Annotated in this window: 18 protein-coding genes and 1 tRNA gene; 11 read left to right on the forward strand and 8 right to left on the reverse strand. The window is 54.7% G+C overall.

The genetic code is table 11. The features are described from left to right. The first annotated feature begins 648 nt into the window (after positions 1 to 648). The gene (locus JCM2850_RS24350; protein WP_500778286.1) at positions 649 to 738 is read left to right on the forward strand and encodes a hypothetical protein; all 90 of its coding nucleotides are present in this window, start codon (positions 649 to 651) and stop codon (positions 736 to 738) included. A 71-nt stretch (positions 739 to 809) separates the two neighbouring features. Here the strand turns inward: JCM2850_RS24350 and JCM2850_RS10335 are convergent, their stop codons facing one another. After that, positions 810 to 1,724, reverse strand: coding sequence for a LysR substrate-binding domain-containing protein (locus tag JCM2850_RS10335; protein ID WP_025871675.1), 915 nt, complete (start codon positions 1,722 to 1,724; stop codon positions 810 to 812). A gap of 188 nt (positions 1,725 to 1,912) precedes the next feature. Between JCM2850_RS10335 and JCM2850_RS10340 the strand changes: the two genes are divergently transcribed. Then, on the forward strand, positions 1,913 to 3,070 hold the full coding sequence (locus JCM2850_RS10340) for an HPP family protein (RefSeq protein WP_025871676.1): 1,158 nt from the start codon (positions 1,913 to 1,915) through the stop codon (positions 3,068 to 3,070). Here JCM2850_RS10340 and JCM2850_RS10345 read toward each other — a convergent pair. Further along, on the reverse strand, positions 3,067 to 4,359 hold the full coding sequence (locus JCM2850_RS10345) for a mechanosensitive ion channel family protein (RefSeq protein WP_025871678.1): 1,293 nt from the start codon (positions 4,357 to 4,359) through the stop codon (positions 3,067 to 3,069). The genes JCM2850_RS10340 and JCM2850_RS10345 overlap by 4 nt on opposite strands. Positions 4,360 to 4,731: 372 nt before the next feature. Between JCM2850_RS10345 and JCM2850_RS21040 the strand changes: the two genes are divergently transcribed. Both JCM2850_RS21040 and JCM2850_RS10355 read left to right on the forward strand, forming a co-directional pair. Then, positions 4,732 to 4,878 (forward strand): DUF3096 domain-containing protein, encoded by a 147-nt coding sequence (locus JCM2850_RS21040; protein ID WP_081775024.1) that lies wholly within the window; start codon positions 4,732 to 4,734, stop codon positions 4,876 to 4,878. 232 nt (positions 4,879 to 5,110) lie between these two features. Then, on the forward strand, positions 5,111 to 5,383 hold the full coding sequence (locus tag JCM2850_RS10355; RefSeq protein ID WP_025871679.1) for an HU family DNA-binding protein: 273 nt from the start codon (positions 5,111 to 5,113) through the stop codon (positions 5,381 to 5,383). An 81-nt stretch (positions 5,384 to 5,464) separates the two neighbouring features. Here the strand turns inward: JCM2850_RS10355 and JCM2850_RS20525 are convergent, their stop codons facing one another. Together JCM2850_RS20525 and JCM2850_RS10365 are read right to left on the reverse strand one after the other, a co-directional pair. Continuing rightward, positions 5,465 to 6,034 carry a GNAT family N-acetyltransferase gene (locus tag JCM2850_RS20525; RefSeq protein WP_025871681.1) on the reverse strand — a complete coding sequence of 190 codons (570 nt, stop codon included), beginning with the start codon at positions 6,032 to 6,034 and terminating at the stop codon, positions 5,465 to 5,467. Next, a complete protein-coding gene (locus tag JCM2850_RS10365; RefSeq protein ID WP_025871683.1) occupies positions 6,024 to 6,389 on the reverse strand; it encodes a hypothetical protein in 366 nt (121 codons plus the stop codon). Before JCM2850_RS10365 ends, JCM2850_RS20525 begins: the two co-directional genes overlap by 11 nt. Before the next feature lie 73 nt (positions 6,390 to 6,462). On the opposite strand from JCM2850_RS10365, the gene msrB reads away from it, so the two are divergent. The 3 genes from msrB to mqo are packed head-to-tail and all read left to right on the forward strand — an operon-like array spanning position 6,463 to position 8,842. Then, a complete protein-coding gene (gene msrB / locus JCM2850_RS10370) occupies positions 6,463 to 6,876 on the forward strand; it encodes a peptide-methionine (R)-S-oxide reductase MsrB (protein ID WP_025871685.1) in 414 nt (137 codons plus the stop codon). Positions 6,877 to 6,916: 40 nt separating this feature from the next. Further along, complete coding sequence (locus JCM2850_RS10375; RefSeq protein ID WP_025871687.1) at positions 6,917 to 7,288, forward strand: DUF4186 domain-containing protein; 372 nt, start codon at positions 6,917 to 6,919, stop codon at positions 7,286 to 7,288. Next, positions 7,289 to 8,842, forward strand: a complete 1,554-nt coding sequence (gene mqo, locus JCM2850_RS10380; protein WP_267879276.1) for a malate dehydrogenase (quinone) — start codon at positions 7,289 to 7,291, stop codon at positions 8,840 to 8,842. It begins immediately after the preceding gene. 286 nt (positions 8,843 to 9,128) lie between these two features. On the opposite strand, the gene JCM2850_RS10385 is transcribed toward mqo, so the two are convergent. After that, positions 9,129 to 9,803, reverse strand: coding sequence for an FMN-dependent NADH-azoreductase (locus JCM2850_RS10385; RefSeq protein ID WP_025871692.1), 675 nt, complete (start codon positions 9,801 to 9,803; stop codon positions 9,129 to 9,131). A gap of 103 nt (positions 9,804 to 9,906) precedes the next feature. Continuing rightward, positions 9,907 to 10,428 carry a GNAT family N-acetyltransferase gene (locus JCM2850_RS10390; RefSeq protein WP_159105154.1) on the reverse strand — a complete coding sequence of 174 codons (522 nt, stop codon included), beginning with the start codon at positions 10,426 to 10,428 and terminating at the stop codon, positions 9,907 to 9,909. Positions 10,429 to 10,513: 85 nt separating this feature from the next. On the opposite strand from JCM2850_RS10390, the gene JCM2850_RS21910 reads away from it, so the two are divergent. The 3 genes from JCM2850_RS21910 (at position 10,514) to JCM2850_RS10400 (ending at position 12,428) form a co-directional block, all read left to right on the forward strand. Next, on the forward strand, positions 10,514 to 10,924 hold the full coding sequence (locus JCM2850_RS21910) for a GntR family transcriptional regulator (protein ID WP_199898306.1): 411 nt from the start codon (positions 10,514 to 10,516) through the stop codon (positions 10,922 to 10,924). Next, on the forward strand, positions 10,867 to 11,955 hold the full coding sequence (pdxR, locus tag JCM2850_RS18580) for a MocR-like pyridoxine biosynthesis transcription factor PdxR (RefSeq protein ID WP_234406201.1): 1,089 nt from the start codon (positions 10,867 to 10,869) through the stop codon (positions 11,953 to 11,955). The genes JCM2850_RS21910 and pdxR overlap by 58 nt, the downstream gene beginning before the upstream one ends. Before the next feature lie 164 nt (positions 11,956 to 12,119). Continuing rightward, on the forward strand, positions 12,120 to 12,428 hold the full coding sequence (locus JCM2850_RS10400; RefSeq protein ID WP_025871696.1) for a BON domain-containing protein: 309 nt from the start codon (positions 12,120 to 12,122) through the stop codon (positions 12,426 to 12,428). Positions 12,429 to 12,509: 81 nt separating this feature from the next. On the opposite strand, the gene JCM2850_RS10405 is transcribed toward JCM2850_RS10400, so the two are convergent. Continuing rightward, complete coding sequence (locus tag JCM2850_RS10405) at positions 12,510 to 13,430, reverse strand: alpha/beta hydrolase family protein (protein WP_036265979.1); 921 nt, start codon at positions 13,428 to 13,430, stop codon at positions 12,510 to 12,512. 50 nt (positions 13,431 to 13,480) lie between these two features. Further along, positions 13,481 to 13,556, reverse strand: a tRNA-Glu gene (locus tag JCM2850_RS10410). Positions 13,557 to 13,797: 241 nt separating this feature from the next. Between JCM2850_RS10410 and dinB the strand changes: the two genes are divergently transcribed. Then, positions 13,798 to 14,973 carry a DNA polymerase IV gene (gene dinB, locus JCM2850_RS10415; protein WP_025871699.1) on the forward strand — a complete coding sequence of 392 codons (1,176 nt, stop codon included), beginning with the start codon at positions 13,798 to 13,800 and terminating at the stop codon, positions 14,971 to 14,973. The last annotated feature ends 17 nt before the right edge of the window (positions 14,974 to 14,990 follow it).

Below are 14,990 nucleotides of genomic sequence, written 5' to 3' on the forward strand. Positions count from 1 at the left end.
CCAGGCTGAGGAAACCCAGGCTGAGGAAACCCAGGCTGAGGAAACCCAGGCTGAGGAAACCCAGGCTGAGGAAACCCCCTCCCCTGTGACTGATGAACCCGCACCACCTGCTGACACTCAGCATATAACCGCCAGTGCATCGACAATCCCGCACCAGCGCACCGAGACACTGGAAGTACTGCTGCAGCCGCCGCGCGTGCAGCCTGAACCCCAGGCCGTAGAAACCAGCTTCCTGGACGACAGAGAGCGTTTGCGTACCCCTCTGCTGCCACGCTGGCTGGGCATTCTATTGGCTGTGTTGCTCAGCCTGGGTGCGCTGGCGCAATCCAGCTATATTTTCCGTACCGAGCTGGCCAGTCATTGGCCCGCCAGCAAACCGTGGCTGGTTTCTGCCTGCACCTGGCTAGGCTGCACCGTGCCCCTGGCACGCAATGCCGAGTTGCTGGCGCTGGATGATTCTGACCTGCAAGAAAACCTGGAACACCCTGAAGTGATTCAGCTCTCCACCACGCTGATCAACAACGCCAGCTACACCCAGGCTTACCCTCTGCTGGAATTGACGCTGACCGATGATGATGATCAGCCAGGCTCCGGCGTATCTTCACGCCCAAGGAATATCTGCGGGCTGAATCTGACATTGAGGCAGGCTTGCCTGCCAATGAAGAAATCCAGATCAAGCTGTCACTCTCCACCAGCGATGTCGCGGTTTCGGGTTATCGCGTTTTCGTGACCTATTGATCACTTATTAATCCCTTGCGGGTCATGCCATGGGCATAGCCGCATGCCCCCCATCTACACCACAAGCGGTTTTAATCTGGCGTTACAGCCAAGGTCTGCAAACAGGGCGATTGAATCGCGCGTATTGCCTGCAACAGACAATCAATCGCCTGCTGGCGGCTATAGCCCTTGCGCCAGGCCAATGCCATGCGTCGGGTGGGCACCGGGTCGGCAAATGGGATCATCCTGATCAGTGGGTTTTGGTAGCGCTCCACCGCGGCACTGCAAGGTAGTACCGTGATGCCTAGATTGGAAGCCACCATATTGCGTATGGTTTCCAGTGAATTACCCTGCAGCACTTCGCCGTGGCGCGATAACTCAGGGCAAGCCAGCACCACCTGATTGCTGAAACAATGGCCGCTATTGAGCAGCAGCACTTTTTCATCTGCCAGCTCCTCGGCATGAATGCTGGGACGTTGCGCCCAGGGATGAATATCCGGCACCGCCACCACAAAGCTTTCGTCATATAGCAGCTCATGCTGCACACCTGGCACCTCAAACGGCAAGGCAATAATCGCAGCATCCAGCACGCGGTTGCGCAATTGCGTTTCCAGATTGGCGGTGAGGTTTTCCTCCACCTCCAGCGGCATTTCCGGCGCCAGAATGCGTAAGGCAGGAATAATCTCAGGCAGTAAATATGGCCCGGTGGAATAGATCACGCCCAGCTTGAACGGCCCCGCCAGCTGGTTATTGCCCAGGCGGGCAATCTCCTTGACGCGATTAGCTTCTTCCAGAGTACGCAGGGCCTGGGCCACAATCTGCTCGCCCACGGGGGTCATGGCGACATCTTTGTGACTACGCTCGAAAATGGTCACCCCCAGCTCTTCTTCCAGCTTTTTCACTGCCAGGCTCAAGGCTGGCTGGCTGACAAAACTCTTTTCCGCCGCGCGGCGGAAATTGCGCTCACGCGCCACCGCTACTATAAATTTCAGTTCATTCAGGGTCATGGAAATTCCACTTAAACGCTGCCGCCATACTGGCAACAATTGATAATCAATATAAATCGAATTTTATCAATTAATAAGTCCGCGATATATATTATCGATAAATTCCATATATAAACTTGGGCTAATTGATATCAAAACCTCGGCGTTTGATGTTAGATTTGCTGACTTGTTTTCGCTGGAACCTGCACGTGACCGCTGTTATCAACTGGCTCAGGGGCTTCAAGCCACAACAAAGCCCCGTCAACCATCAAGAGAAACTCCGTGCCTGCCTGGGCGCACTCCTCGGCATTTTTGTCAGCGCCAGCCTGAGTGCCTGGCTGCTAGGTGCTGAAAGCCTGCCCTTTCTGATTGCACCGCTGGGGGCCTCTGCCGTGCTGGTCTATGCCGTCCCCGCCAGCCCATTGGCGCAACCCTGGTCTGTATTGGGTGGCAATGTGGTTTCCGCGCTGGTCGGCATCGCCTGCCTGCACTGGATAGATCAGATTGCACTGGCAGCCGCGCTGGCGGTGGCACTCGCCATAGGTGCCATGTTTCTGCTGCGCTGCCTGCACCCGCCGGGCGGGGCCGTAGCCCTCACTGCCGTGCTCTCCGGCAGCTTGGCGTTACAGCACTGGCCGTATTTTCTGCTGTTGGTAGCGCTGAATTCTGGCCTGCTGTTACTGGTGGGTTTGCTATACAACAATGCCAGCAAACGCCGTTATCCGCATCAGGCCCTGGGCGAACCCAATCTGCATAAAACCCGCGATCTCAGCCCGGGCCATCGCGTAGGCTTTAATCGTGCCGATCTGGATGCGGTACTCAAGGAATACAACCAGGTGCTGGATGTGGCGCGGGATGATCTGGAAGCCTTGTTCATGCAAACCGAGATGCAGGCCTACAAGCGCCGATTTGGTGAGATTACCTGCGGCGACATTATGTCGCGCGATGTGGTGAGCGTGGAATATGGCACTTTGCTGGAAGAAGCCTGGCCCCTGTTGCTCAAACACCATATCAAGGCCCTGCCTGTGCTGGATAGAGCCAGACGTGTGGTGGGCATACTGACGCGCTTTGATTTTATGAAGCACGCCAATCTGGAGGTGTACCAGGGCTTTGAGGACAAGCTGCGCCAGTTTGTGCGCCGCACCTTGCGCGTGGAAACCGAGCATCCGGAAGTGGTAGGCCAGATCATGACCAGCAAGGTACTGACCACCACCGTCGACACCCATATCGTGCAGCTGGTGCCGATATTGTCTGAACATGGTATCCACCATGTGCCTGTGCTCGATCATGAGCGCAGACTGGTGGGCATTGTTACCCAAACTGATCTGATAGCCGCGCTGTATCGCGGCCGTCTGGAAGAAGCTTAAGACGGCTTGCTGGCAGGCGTGTCTGCTGCGATCTCTGCCTGGGTGACGCTAGACTGAGCTGCCTGCAGGCTCAAATGCCTGAAATCAGCGCCGCTAGGGCTCTGGAACACGCGCAAGCCAAACTCAGGCAGGATGGCGAGCAAGTGATCGAAGATATCCGCTTGAATCGCCTCGTACTGCACCCAGACCGTGGTATTGGTAAAGCACCAGATTTCCAGCGGTATCCCCTCTGCTGAGAGGTTTTGCTGCCGCACCACCATGCTTAACTCCTGGTTAACCTTGGGGTGGTGTTTCAAATACTGCTGCACATAAGCGCGAAAAGTGCCGATATTGGTGACGCGTCTGGCGTTGATGGCCTCATGCCCCTGGCGCGCCAGGGCCTGATTCCATTCTTCCAGTTCCTTTTGCTTGTCCTGTAGATAATCATGCAACAGGCTGAATTGCATCAGATGCTCACACTCTTGCGGACTGAGGAAGGCAATGCTGTTCTGGTCAATAAAAATGCTGCGTTTGATGCGGCGGCCGCCAGATTCAAACATGCCGCGCCAGTTCTTGAATGAATCGCTGATAAAGCGCTTGGTGGGAATGGTGGTAATGGTCTTGTCCCAGTTCTGCACCTTCACCGTGTGCAGGGCAATATCAATCACAAAGCCATCGGCATGCAGCTGCGGCATTTCCACCCAGTCACCAACGCGTATGATGTCATTGGAAGTAATCTGCACGCTGGCCACCAGCGATAGCAGCGTATCCTGAAAAATCAGCATCAGCACCGCCGCCATGGCGCCTATGCCTGAGAGCAATATCAGCGGCGATCTATCGATCAGCGTGGCCACCATGAGAATGACCGCCACGATATAAATCACCAGCTTCACCACCTGCACATAGCCCTTGATGGGCCGCATATGCGCATCTGGCCGCTGCTGCCAGAGATCATTGAAGACATTGAGGGTAGCGCCTATGGCCAGCGCAATGCTGAGCACTATGACGGCATGGGAGACATTTTGTACCACGGTGACCAGCGCAGGCGGCAAACCGGGAATCCAGCCTATACCCACCGCAATCATCAGGGCCGGGACGATGGCAGCGAGACGTGACACCCCACGACGCTGGCGCACCGCATCGCCAATCACGGCTGAACGTAACATGCGGTGCAAGCCACGTAACAGGATATGCCGCACCAGCCAGTTCACAATCCAGGCCGCCAGCAGCAGGCCTATCACACAGAGCAGGCTGAATACTTCCTCATGACCCTGCAACCAGTTGATGGCTTCCAACACATCCTGTTTCACACTGCACCTCCTTTTGAATACTGAACACCACGGGCAACGCGGCAACTTGCTTAGTCCCCAGCCTGCCGCAGAGGTTCAGCTTGAATGACATGGCTTGTAGAAATATGACCTACATGATTATCGGTCTATTCCCTATGCAGCCAGCGCGACAATAGCGGCATGATGGAGGCTCAATCTTGAAGGAGAACCATCATGAAATTTCTCATCAAAGCCGCTGTATTGACCTATGTAGTGAAGCGTATCGCTAAATCCTACACCAGCAAGGTCTAGATTTAAGTCTGGGAGTCGATTCAGTTCCGCTCCCAATTCACCTGAGAGGTCTGGCCCAGCCAGGCCTTTTTACTGCCTAAATTTTGCGCAAGGAGCCACATCATGAGTCTGCATCTGAGTCTTGCCCCCATCATTTCCCTGATTGCCGGAATTTTGATCTTGGCCATACCGCGCCTGCTGAACTACATCGTGGCAATCTATCTTATTATCATCGGCATCCTCGGCCTGACCGGAGGCCAACTCGGTTGAGCCTGAGCCGGGTTTATAGTCAAAAATGCAGAAATTTTCGGCCAAACTGTCTCAAAACGGCGTCATGACGGGCTTTGAGACGAAAAAAAAGCCTTAATCCGGCCGGAAAGGGGTTTCATCCAGCGCAGGTTGTGCTATTTTCTCCCCTGTTACTAATAAACTTGGTAACGAGGCGTGATTCCGCCTTACCAATGATTGCTTGATAACCCAAAATTAAGGACTGGACCTACATATGAACAAGACAGAACTGATCGAAGAAATCGCCAAGGAAGCTGGTATCTCCAAGGCTGCTGCTGGTAAAGCTGTTGATGCATTCACTGCATCCGTAACCACAGCCCTGAAGGGTGGCGATACAGTAACTCTGATCGGCTTTGGTACATTTGGTGTTTCTGAGCGTGCTGCTCGCACTGGCCGTAACCCGCAAACCGGCAAGGAAATCAAAATTGCTGCCCGCAAGGCTCCTAGCTTCAAGGCAGGTAAGGCTCTTAAGGATGCACTGAACTAAGCGTTCGGTACCCAAGAAGCTCCAACGCCAGCCTGAGTGCTGGCGTTTTCATTTGTGCCTAGCCCAGGCAAAAAACCAGTACTAACCTTCACCAGAATGCGCGGTCTTCAAGCGCTTCTCAAAACAGCGGCTGTAAGATTGCCCGATATACACGCCATAAGCAGAAATGGGCTGATAGCCCAGGCCACGATATAGCGCCATGGCGGCGTGCTGCAAATACCCGGTTTCCAGACGAATGGCGCTAACCTGCTGTTGCAAGGCCAAGGCTTCCAGTGCCTGTAGCAAACGCTTGGCCAAGCCCTGGCCGCGCATGCTGGGATGTACAAACAGGCGCTTGATTTCCACGAGCTTGGGCGTGCGGTTTATGTCTGTGGGCTTAATTTGTTTAGCATTTGTGTCTAAGGCCAGTATCTCAGCGTCATGCAAAGTCAGCACCTGCATGGCAATACAGCCCAATGCCGTGCTCTGCTCACCTTCATCTGCATGGGCCAATAAAAATTGCGCCTGCTCCAACTCCGCCAGGTCTGGCATCTCTGGGTAAAGCTGCTTGAGTTCTTGTTCTAGCGCCAGCATCAGCGCCTGCCAGCGCGGGTCGCTGGGCTGGCATAGGCTGATGCGGATAGGCGCGGCATGCTCAGGCTTATTCTTCATCCTGATCGGGAGAATGGTAGGCCACATCGTCATAGACTGATTCAGCGATGGGTAACAGTGCCTCGTGCAGAGCCTGCTCAGTGGCAGCACTATACTGATTCTGCGCGGTCAAAGCGGCGTCTGTTTCCAGCGCACGCAGCAAAGGCTCGTAGTCATCGCCAGAGACACAGAAGTGCTCATCTATGCCTACAGCCTTGCCATAGCTCAGCGAATACTGGATTTGACGCAACTCCAGATCGAATCTGATATTAAAATGTGGGCTTGTCGCTGTTTCGGCTGTGGATATTGAGTAATCCATATCGAGTAGCTGCGCGGCTACGCCCTGAATGTTGATGGTTTTACCGTGTTGCGTCACTGCTGTTTCCTGATGATAGTGGTGGACTGAAGTGCGTCATTGTAGAACAAACCCCCTAGCGAAGGAGAAAGTCATGGCCAAGGATGTAAAGACATATGACAAGGTAGTAAAGACCGATGAAGAGTGGCGCGAGCAACTCAGCCCCATGCAGTATGAAGTCACGCGGCATGCTGCCACCGAGCGCGCCGGAACGGGTATCTATGCCTATCACTATGAACACGGCATTTATCATTGTGTCTGCTGCGATACGCCTTTGTTTGAGTCTGATACCAAATTTGACTCCGGTTGTGGCTGGCCCAGCTATTTCCAGGCGCTGGACCCCGCCAATGTGCGCGAAGAAACCGATACCACGCATGGCATGATACGTACCGAAGTGATCTGCAATGTCTGTGATGCGCATTTAGGCCATGTCTTTCCGGATGGCCCCATGCCCACCGGGCTACGTTACTGCATCAACTCCGCCTCGCTACGTTTCGAGCCGATTTGAATTCTCGCTTGTTGCCTCATCACCATCATGTCTGATCATCATGCGTGACCTGCCCACACTCTTTACAGCGCTGGGTGCTTCACGCTTCCGCAGCAGCTTCAAGCTCAACGTCAAGGATCAGGCTTATTTGCAGGCCAAGGGCCTGCCGCTGGTGCTGGATCATGCGCGTGACTTTATCGCCAAACGCCTGGCCCCAGCCAGCTTGCCCAATGATGGCAAGCAGACACCATTTCGTGGCCACCCCGTGTTTGTGGCCCAGCATGCCACGGCATGCTGCTGTCGCGGCTGTTTGCAGAAATGGCATCAGATTCCGCCTGGCCGTGCCCTTAACCCGCAAGAGCAGGATTACATCCTCACGGTGCTGGCGCATTGGTTGCAATATATTGGCAGTAATCGGCCTATTGATCATTAAATCAGGGTTTTACAAGCTAAGCAGTTATGCCTATCATGGCGTCCCACTCGTCATCAACCGTATTGCCAGCCTGACATGACCACACAAACCGATATCCTGCTGATAGGTGGCGGCATCATGAGCGCCACCCTGGGCACCATGCTCAAGCAACTTGATCCCAGCCTCAGCATCACCATGCTGGAGCAGCAGGCAGTGGTGGCCAGTGAAAGCAGCGATGGCTGGAACAACGCTGGCACCGGGCACGCAGGCTATTGCGAGCTCAACTACACGCCCATGGCCGCCAATGGCGAAGTCTCCATCCAGCGCGCCCTCAGCATCAATGCCGCGTTTGAAGAATCGCTGCAGTTCTGGGCCAGCCTGGTGGAGCAAGGCGCTTTGCAGCCGCCTGCCAGCTTTATCAACCCCACGCCGCATGCGAGTTTTGTCTGGGGTGAGCAGGATGTCGCTTTTCTCAAAAAACGCCATCAGGCCTTGAGCGCGCATCATCTGTTTGCGGATATGGAATACAGCGAGGATCAAGCCACCCTGCAGCAGTGGATGCCTTTGGTCATGCAGGGGCGTAACAGCAAACTGCCGCTGGCAGCAACACGGGTGGCCTATGGCAGTGACGTCGATTTTGGTGCCTTAACCCGGCAACTGGTCAGCCATCTGCAACAGCAAGTGGGCTTCAGCCTGCATACCCAGCATCAGGTGACCGCCTTGAAGCAGGTGGGCAAGCAACATTGGCAGGTGAAAGCCAAAGATAGCAGTAGCGGCAAAACCCGCACGCTGGAAGCAGGCTTTGTTTTCCTAGGTGCTGGCGGCGCTGCCCTGCCCTTGCTGCAAAAATCCGGCATCAAGGAAGCTAAGGGCTATGGCGGCTTCCCGGTCAGCGGCCAGTGGCTGGTCTGCCACAACCCTGAAGTTATCCGTCAACATAGTGCCAAGGTCTACGGCAAAGCACCGCTAGGCGCTCCGCCCATGTCGGTACCGCATCTGGATACGCGTATCATCGCGGGCAAACCTGCGCTGCTGTTTGGGCCATTTGCCGGATTTACCACCCGCTTTCTCAAGCAGGGCTCATTGCTGGACCTGATTAAATCGGTAAAGCCCGGTAATCTGGCCTCTATGCTGGGAGCAGGCCGCCACAATATAGACCTGACGCGCTACCTGATAGGCGAAGTGTTCCAGACCCATGCCCAACGCGTGCAGGCCTTGCAGCATTTCTACCCTCAGGCCCAGGCCGGTGAGTGGTCACTACTAAATGCCGGGCAACGCGTGCAAATCATCAAATCCTGCCCGCAATCAGGTGGCAAGCTAGAGTTTGGCACCGAGATTGTATCGGCAGCGGATGGCAGCCTGGCCGCCTTGCTGGGCGCATCACCCGGGGCCTCAACCTCGGTCAATGCCATGATAGAAGTCCTTAAACGCTGCTTCGCCACGCAATTGCAAAGCCCTGAATGGCAAGCGCGCATGAAGACCATGATAGGCTCTTACGGCAGCTCCTTGATTGACGATGCCGACTTGCTACGCCGCATCAGACAACACACTTTAAGCACGCTAAAGCTGGGCTGACCTTGCAGATTTACCTGTAGAGTCATGAGCTTGATTCTCAGTCAAGCCGTACCATGGATTTCCCCTTGTCCTACAAAGATATCGGAAAATTACAGATATTTCCCTGGCGAGCGCATCGCTATATTGGCTACACCTTCATTCAATATCAAAAAAGGAAGTCATCATGAATGCGCTCTTGAACCTGATGCTGGTTACTGTGATGTTTGGCCCTATTTTCCTGGGTTTCTTCTTTGAATAATGCATTTCAATTATTTAATCGAGCAATCCCAGCCTCATTCAGACCATGTTAAATGGCATGCTCTAATGATGGTGCAAAGTCAGTATCGGCTATAGTGCGCAACCAGGTTTGCGCCAACTCTGCCAGTTCCAGTTTTGCTTTAGCCAGGCCCGCTTCACGCGCTTGTGGCTGGGCAAACTCAAGCGGCTCTGCATTGACGAAATGCATATGCCGGGCACCAATAAACTTGAAAGCAGCCTGCAAGGCGGGCGTCAAAGCGTCCATACCCGCATAGCGTGATTCAGGCCCCAGGTCGGCACCTCTGGTGCTGAGGAAAAGAATACGCTGCTTGTCGAGTTGACCATGGATGATCCCCTGCTCATCACTGATATAGGTCAAACCTGCACGTATGATGTTGTCTATATAGGCCTTGAACACCGAAGGCATGCTCCAGTTATACATAGGCATGGCAAACACCACCAAGTCAGCCGCCAGCAGCTGCGTGGCCATGCGATCTGAGTCTGCCAACAAGTCATGCATCTCCACCGTTCTCAAGTCCTTGGGCGTGTAAATCGCACGCGCAAATTCCTCAGTCACATGCGACGGTACATCCACCGTCAAATCCAGATAATCTACTTCCAGATCCGGCAAGCCTTGCTGCAGCAAGGCAATAAACTGCCGCGCTAAGGCTCTGGAGTTGGAAGTGGCGCGCTTGGCGCTGGCATCAACATGTAATAATTTCATCGCGTTTTCCTATGTTTGGTATTGGTTGGTTGACCATGGCCAGGCTAATATTGATTGCACAAGCGCATTGCAAAATCACATTGCTAGAACTTATTCCTAGACTTTATTCCTTGAGTTCAGCCCGCAAACTCAGACTAAAGCGCATGGCCTGCGCCTGCATGCCTGCGCGCTGGTAAAAGCGCTGGGCAGCCAGATTATCCAGCCGGGTATCCAGCACCACCCGATTCAAGCCCTGGGCATGCGCCAGCGCAAAGATATGCTGTAACAAGGCATGCCCCAGCCCCTGTCCGCGCAGGGCGGGGCTAGTCACCAGATCATCCACGTAAAGATATGGGCCATAAAGCAGGGTTTCACTGATGCGGTAAGCTGCCAATGCCAGTGGCTGCTGCGCCAGTTCTGCGGTTGCACCCGCTTTTGCCTCCTGCCGCCAGGCTGCCATCAGCACATAGGCCTGGGTTTGCATACGCCTGACTTGGGCCAGAAACGCCTGTGCATCTGCCAGCCTGGGGCGCAAGGCCTGCATCAAGCTGTGACAGGCCAATATGGCCTGATCAGAATCTGCCACGGCAAAACTTACTGCCGAGGCAAATACCGCATCTGGATTTGCAGTCGAGCGTGGCAGCATAGTGGGGGCTAAAGGTGACATGTGGGCAATGTAAGCCGGCGGTGACATAATACAAAGATCCATATTTGAGCAAAACGACTAGGCCATGAACAAGCAAGCTGCGCTGTCTCAAATTGCGCTGGATAGAATCAGTGCAGTCCCGGTGTATTTGCAGCTTTATCAGCGCTTTCGTGAAGCACTGGCGCAGGGCTTGCTGCTGCCCGGCCAGCGTGTGCCTTCCATACGCAGCCTGGCGTCAGAACTCAAACTTGCCCGTGGCACGGTGGAAGCAGCTTACGACCTGCTATGTGGCGAGGGCTATTTTGTCGCGCGTGGTCAGGCTGGCACTATCGTAGCGCCGCTATTGAAAGTGCAGAGCCTGAATCAGCAAGCCCAGCCTGTGGATACCGCCAGCGTGGTGAGTAACATGCCCAATCTACCCTGCCCGCACCTTTGCCTATGCAGCCGGGCTTGCCTGCGCTGGATGCGTTTCCGCGCAAGCTCTGGTCGCGTTTAGGTAGCCGCTTGCTGAAATCCGCCCAGGCAGGCGAAATGAATTATCCCGATGCCCTAGGCTTAATGAGTTTGCGCAAGGCCTTGGCAGGCTATCTGCTGGTTGCGCGTGGCGTACAGTGCAGGCCAGAGCAGATCATTATTACCAGTGGTTACCGCGCCTGCCTGCAATTACTCAGCTACGCCTATCTCAAGCCGCTTGATCAGGTGTGGATGGAGAACCCGGCGTATTTTGCCGCGCGCGACCTGATGCTGGCGCAAGGACAAGAGGTGATAGGGCTGGCGGTGGATGAGCAAGGCCTGCAGGTAGAACTGGGCCTGCAACTCGCCCCCAAAGCCAAAATGGCCATTGTCACGCCCTCCCATCACAGTCCGCTGGGCATCACCCTTAGCCTGCCACGTCGACAGCAACTGCTGCAGTGGGCCAGTGCGCAGCAAAGCTGGATAGTCGAGGATGACTATGATGGCGAATTCCATTACCTGACCCGGCCCTTGCCTGCGCTCAAGCATCTGGATAACGATCAACGAGTGTTTTATACCGGCACCTTCAGCAAAACCCTGATTCCTTCCTTGCGCCTGGCTTATATGGTGGTGCCAGAATCCCAGTTAGCGCTGATCAGCGGGCTGTGCAAGACTTTTGACAACAGCACGCCCTGGCTGGAGCAGGCCTTGGTGGCGCAATTACTCAGTGAAGGCCATTTCACGCGCCATCTGAAGAAAATGCGCAATCTCTACCAGCAACGCAGGTTATGGTTGTCTGCCGCCTTGCAGGCGCAGTTTGGCCATCATGCCTCGCTGACGGTGCAGGCGGGCGGCCTGCATCTGGTGCTGGAACTACAGCAGCAACAAGACCGCGAGCTGGCTCTGCACCTCAATCAACAGGGTCTGGCCGTGCATGCGCTGTCCGCCTGGGCCACTGGCCCTATCCTGCGCCAGGGATTGATCATGGGCTATACCAATATCCGCTCAGCCGCAGAGGCACAGGCCTTGGCTCAGCGCCTTTATCAGGCGTGTGAGATTTATCTGCGTGACTGAGCTTTCCCAGTCCGCCCGGCTAAATCAAAGCCAGCCCTGGCACTAATGCTAGGTAAGTTGATTCCTACAGTGCTTTCAGTGACTAGCTGATGTAGCACATCCGTGAGGCTACATAGAATGGACTCGTCTTAAGCAAGTCCCCAATTCAAAAAAAGGAGCCTCACATGAAAACCAATTTTAAAAGCCTTCTTCTGATCAGTGCCCTGATGATGCCTGTTGCTGCCTTTGCTGCCGACGGCGACAAGATTGAAACCAAGCTGAGTGACTCTGTGGTCACTACCAAGGTCAAGGCTGCATTTGCCAAGGATAAGCTGGTTAGTGCTACCGATATCAAGGTAGAAACCGATAGCGATGGTCTGGTGCAACTGAGCGGCCATGCCAAGAGCAAGGCTGAGGCAGAACATGCCGTCAAGCTGGCCAAGAGCATCAAGGGTGTGACTGCCGTTAAGGATGACATCACTGTCGCTCACTAAGCCAGTCTGGCTAACACTGCTTGCCGTTAAACGGCTGGGCAGTGCGTAGTAAATAAACAACGGGGCTAATAGCCCCGTTGTTTATTGTGCGTGCAGATAATGCAGATTGAGGTAAACCAGTATTTCCTGCTTTAACTGCTCATGAAAAGCTTCGCGGTCAAAACCCTCAGGGTCTTGCGTAGGTAAGGAACCCCCGCTTTTGATCTTGGGCGGAAATGGGCTTAAGAAGGAAAAATGCCCGGCATTGGCCACCACACGTGCTTGTACCCGCGCCGGGTTGGCAACGCCTTGCAGCACAATCTGGTTATGCCAGGCGGGCGTGTAAGGGTCATGTTCAGCGCTAAGCATGAGAATAGGTAGATCCACCTTGGCCAAGGCCCCTGCAGGCAGAAACCATACTGTGGCGGGTGCCAGCAATACCAGCGCTTGCAGTCTGGCATCGTGTACCACCGCCACTTTGTGTGCGCTTGCGGCTAGCTCAGGATCAGCATCCGGCTTGAACGCTTCTGGCGGATACCATGGCTCACCGCCGGCCAGCGCCAGTGCACTATAGCCACCCATGGAATGCCCGATCACCGCAAAACGCTGCGGCTGTAAGTGCCCTGCCAGTTGCGCATCGGCAAACAGGGTATCGGCGGCCAGTTGCAGATGACGTGGACGGTATTGCAGGTTTTCCGCCTTGCCCATGAACTGATTGTCCAGGCGGTTGTTGCCAGGGTGTTCCAGCATGGCCACCATATAACCATGAGCGGCCAGGTGCAAGGCAATGCTGCGGTAAAGTAGATGTGAACCACCACTACCATGCGAGATCAATACCAGTGGAAACTGTCCGGTGGCAATCTCTGCCTCTGGACTGACATCCATGACATAGGGGCCGAAAGCCACAGGGTGAGGAGCTTGCCGAGTGGGATACAGTAACAACAAGGGCATCTGCAAGCCTAGCTCGGCATCGTGCAGCGTTAATTGTCGTGAACCGACAAACATGGGGTGTCCTTGCGTCATGCTAGCCCTGAAAAAACAAAAGCAGACACAAGGTCTGCTTTTGCTGGTATTGGCGTCCCCACGGGGATTCGAACCCCGGTTACCGCCGTGAAAGGGCGATGTCCTAGGCCTCTAGACGATGGGGACATGAAACTTAACGTTTCCAGAGGGAGCGAATTCTAAACAAAAACCCGGCACAGCGCCAGCTTATTTACAAAATAAATTCATCTCCGCGACTCCAGAGCAATGGCAGGCAGAATGGTAGGATGTCGCCAATGATCATGCTTGACCCCTACAAGTTACAAATCCAGCAGTTTTAAACCTGGCAATTTTTATATCACTACATGGCGAAGCCCATTTAACCAAGCCCATTATTACCAAGCCTATTTTGACCAAGCCCGCTTTCACCAAGCTCGAATTCCCCGAGCGCCGTATTGCCCACCTCGACATGGATATGTTCTTTGCCGGGGTGGAGTTGCTGCGCTATCCAGAATTGCGCGGTGAGGCCATCGTCGTTGGAGGCCGCTCTGTGCACACCCCGCAACGCCAGCCTGATGGCAGCCTGAAATGTGCCAGATTGCGTGACTATACTGGCAGAGGTGTGGTGACCACTTCCACCTATGAGGCCAGAGCGCTTGGGGTATTTTCTGCCATGGGGCTGATGAAATCAGCCCAGCTGGCCCCAGACGCCATTCTGCTGCCCTCGGATTTCGAGTCTTATCGGCATTACTCTCGCTTGTTCAAGGCGGCAGTGGCCAGCATTACTCCGGTGATTGAAAACCGTGGCATAGATGAGATCTATATCGATCTCAGTGCGCACCAGGAAGACAACCTCAGCCTGGCACGCCGACTGAAGGCGGCCATCTTCGAAGCCACTGGCCTCACCTGCTCCATAGGCATTGCCGCCAATAAACTGTTGGCCAAGATTGCCTCTGATCTCGACAAGCCTGATGGCATCTCCATCATAGACGCGGATAATTTTGAAACGCGCATCTGGCCCCTGGCGGCGCGCAAGGTCAATGGCATAGGCCCCAAGGCCGCGCGCAAGCTGGAGCAATTGGGTATACACACCATTGCCGATCTCGCTGCCGCTGAGCAAACCTTGTTGCAAGAGCATTTTGGCCTCAGTTATGCGCGCTGGCTAGAAGATGTGGCCCAGGGCCGCGATGACAGGCCTTTAAGCACCCATTCCACGCCTAAATCCATGAGCCGGGAGACAACATTTGAACGTGATATGCATGCCAAACAGGACAAGGCCAGGCTCAGCACGGTGTTTACCGACTTATGCCAGCGCGTGGCTGACGACCTGCAACGCAAGGGTTATCTAGGCCGCACCGTGGGCATCAAGATCAAATATCACGATTTCCGTACTGCCACACGTGATCTTTCGCTGCCCAAGCCCACCAATGACCCAGCGCTGATACGCAAGGCTGCCGGGGCTTGCCTAAAACGCCTGCCACTGGATCAACGCTTCCGCCTGCTGGGCGTGCGCGTCAGCGCCTTGAGTTCTGCTGAAGAAAGCGCAGACCGCGTGCCTGAGCAAGGCCGCTTGTTTGAATCCTAGCGTGGCTTTAAGACCTG

Origin of the sequence: Methylobacillus glycogenes JCM 2850 (genome assembly GCF_000617925.1) — a bacterium.
GTDB lineage: Bacteria > Pseudomonadota > Gammaproteobacteria > Burkholderiales > Methylophilaceae > Methylobacillus > Methylobacillus glycogenes.

What these genes read in the sequence shown, in the direction of transcription:
- JCM2850_RS21040 (WP_081775024.1), top strand. Translation starts at nt 4,732, where the DNA reads ATGAGTCTGCATCTGAGTCTTGCCCCCATCATTTCCCTGATTGCCGGA.
- JCM2850_RS20525 (WP_025871681.1), bottom strand. Translation starts at nt 6,034, where the DNA reads ATGAAGAATAAGCCTGAGCATGCCGCGCCTATCCGCATCAGCCTATGC.
- JCM2850_RS10355 (WP_025871679.1), top strand. Translation starts at nt 5,111, where the DNA reads ATGAACAAGACAGAACTGATCGAAGAAATCGCCAAGGAAGCTGGTATC.
- JCM2850_RS10335 (WP_025871675.1), bottom strand. Translation starts at nt 1,724, where the DNA reads ATGACCCTGAATGAACTGAAATTTATAGTAGCGGTGGCGCGTGAGCGC.
- JCM2850_RS10375 (WP_025871687.1), top strand. Translation starts at nt 6,917, where the DNA reads ATGCGTGACCTGCCCACACTCTTTACAGCGCTGGGTGCTTCACGCTTC.
- msrB (WP_025871685.1), top strand. Translation starts at nt 6,463, where the DNA reads ATGGCCAAGGATGTAAAGACATATGACAAGGTAGTAAAGACCGATGAA.
- JCM2850_RS10385 (WP_025871692.1), bottom strand. Translation starts at nt 9,803, where the DNA reads ATGAAATTATTACATGTTGATGCCAGCGCCAAGCGCGCCACTTCCAAC.
- pdxR (WP_234406201.1), top strand. Translation starts at nt 10,867, where the DNA reads ATGCAGCCGGGCTTGCCTGCGCTGGATGCGTTTCCGCGCAAGCTCTGG.
- JCM2850_RS10390 (WP_159105154.1), bottom strand. Translation starts at nt 10,428, where the DNA reads ATGCTGCCACGCTCGACTGCAAATCCAGATGCGGTATTTGCCTCGGCA.
- JCM2850_RS21910 (WP_199898306.1), top strand. Translation starts at nt 10,514, where the DNA reads ATGAACAAGCAAGCTGCGCTGTCTCAAATTGCGCTGGATAGAATCAGT.
- JCM2850_RS10405 (WP_036265979.1), bottom strand. Translation starts at nt 13,430, where the DNA reads ATGACGCAAGGACACCCCATGTTTGTCGGTTCACGACAATTAACGCTG.
- JCM2850_RS10400 (WP_025871696.1), top strand. Translation starts at nt 12,120, where the DNA reads ATGAAAACCAATTTTAAAAGCCTTCTTCTGATCAGTGCCCTGATGATG.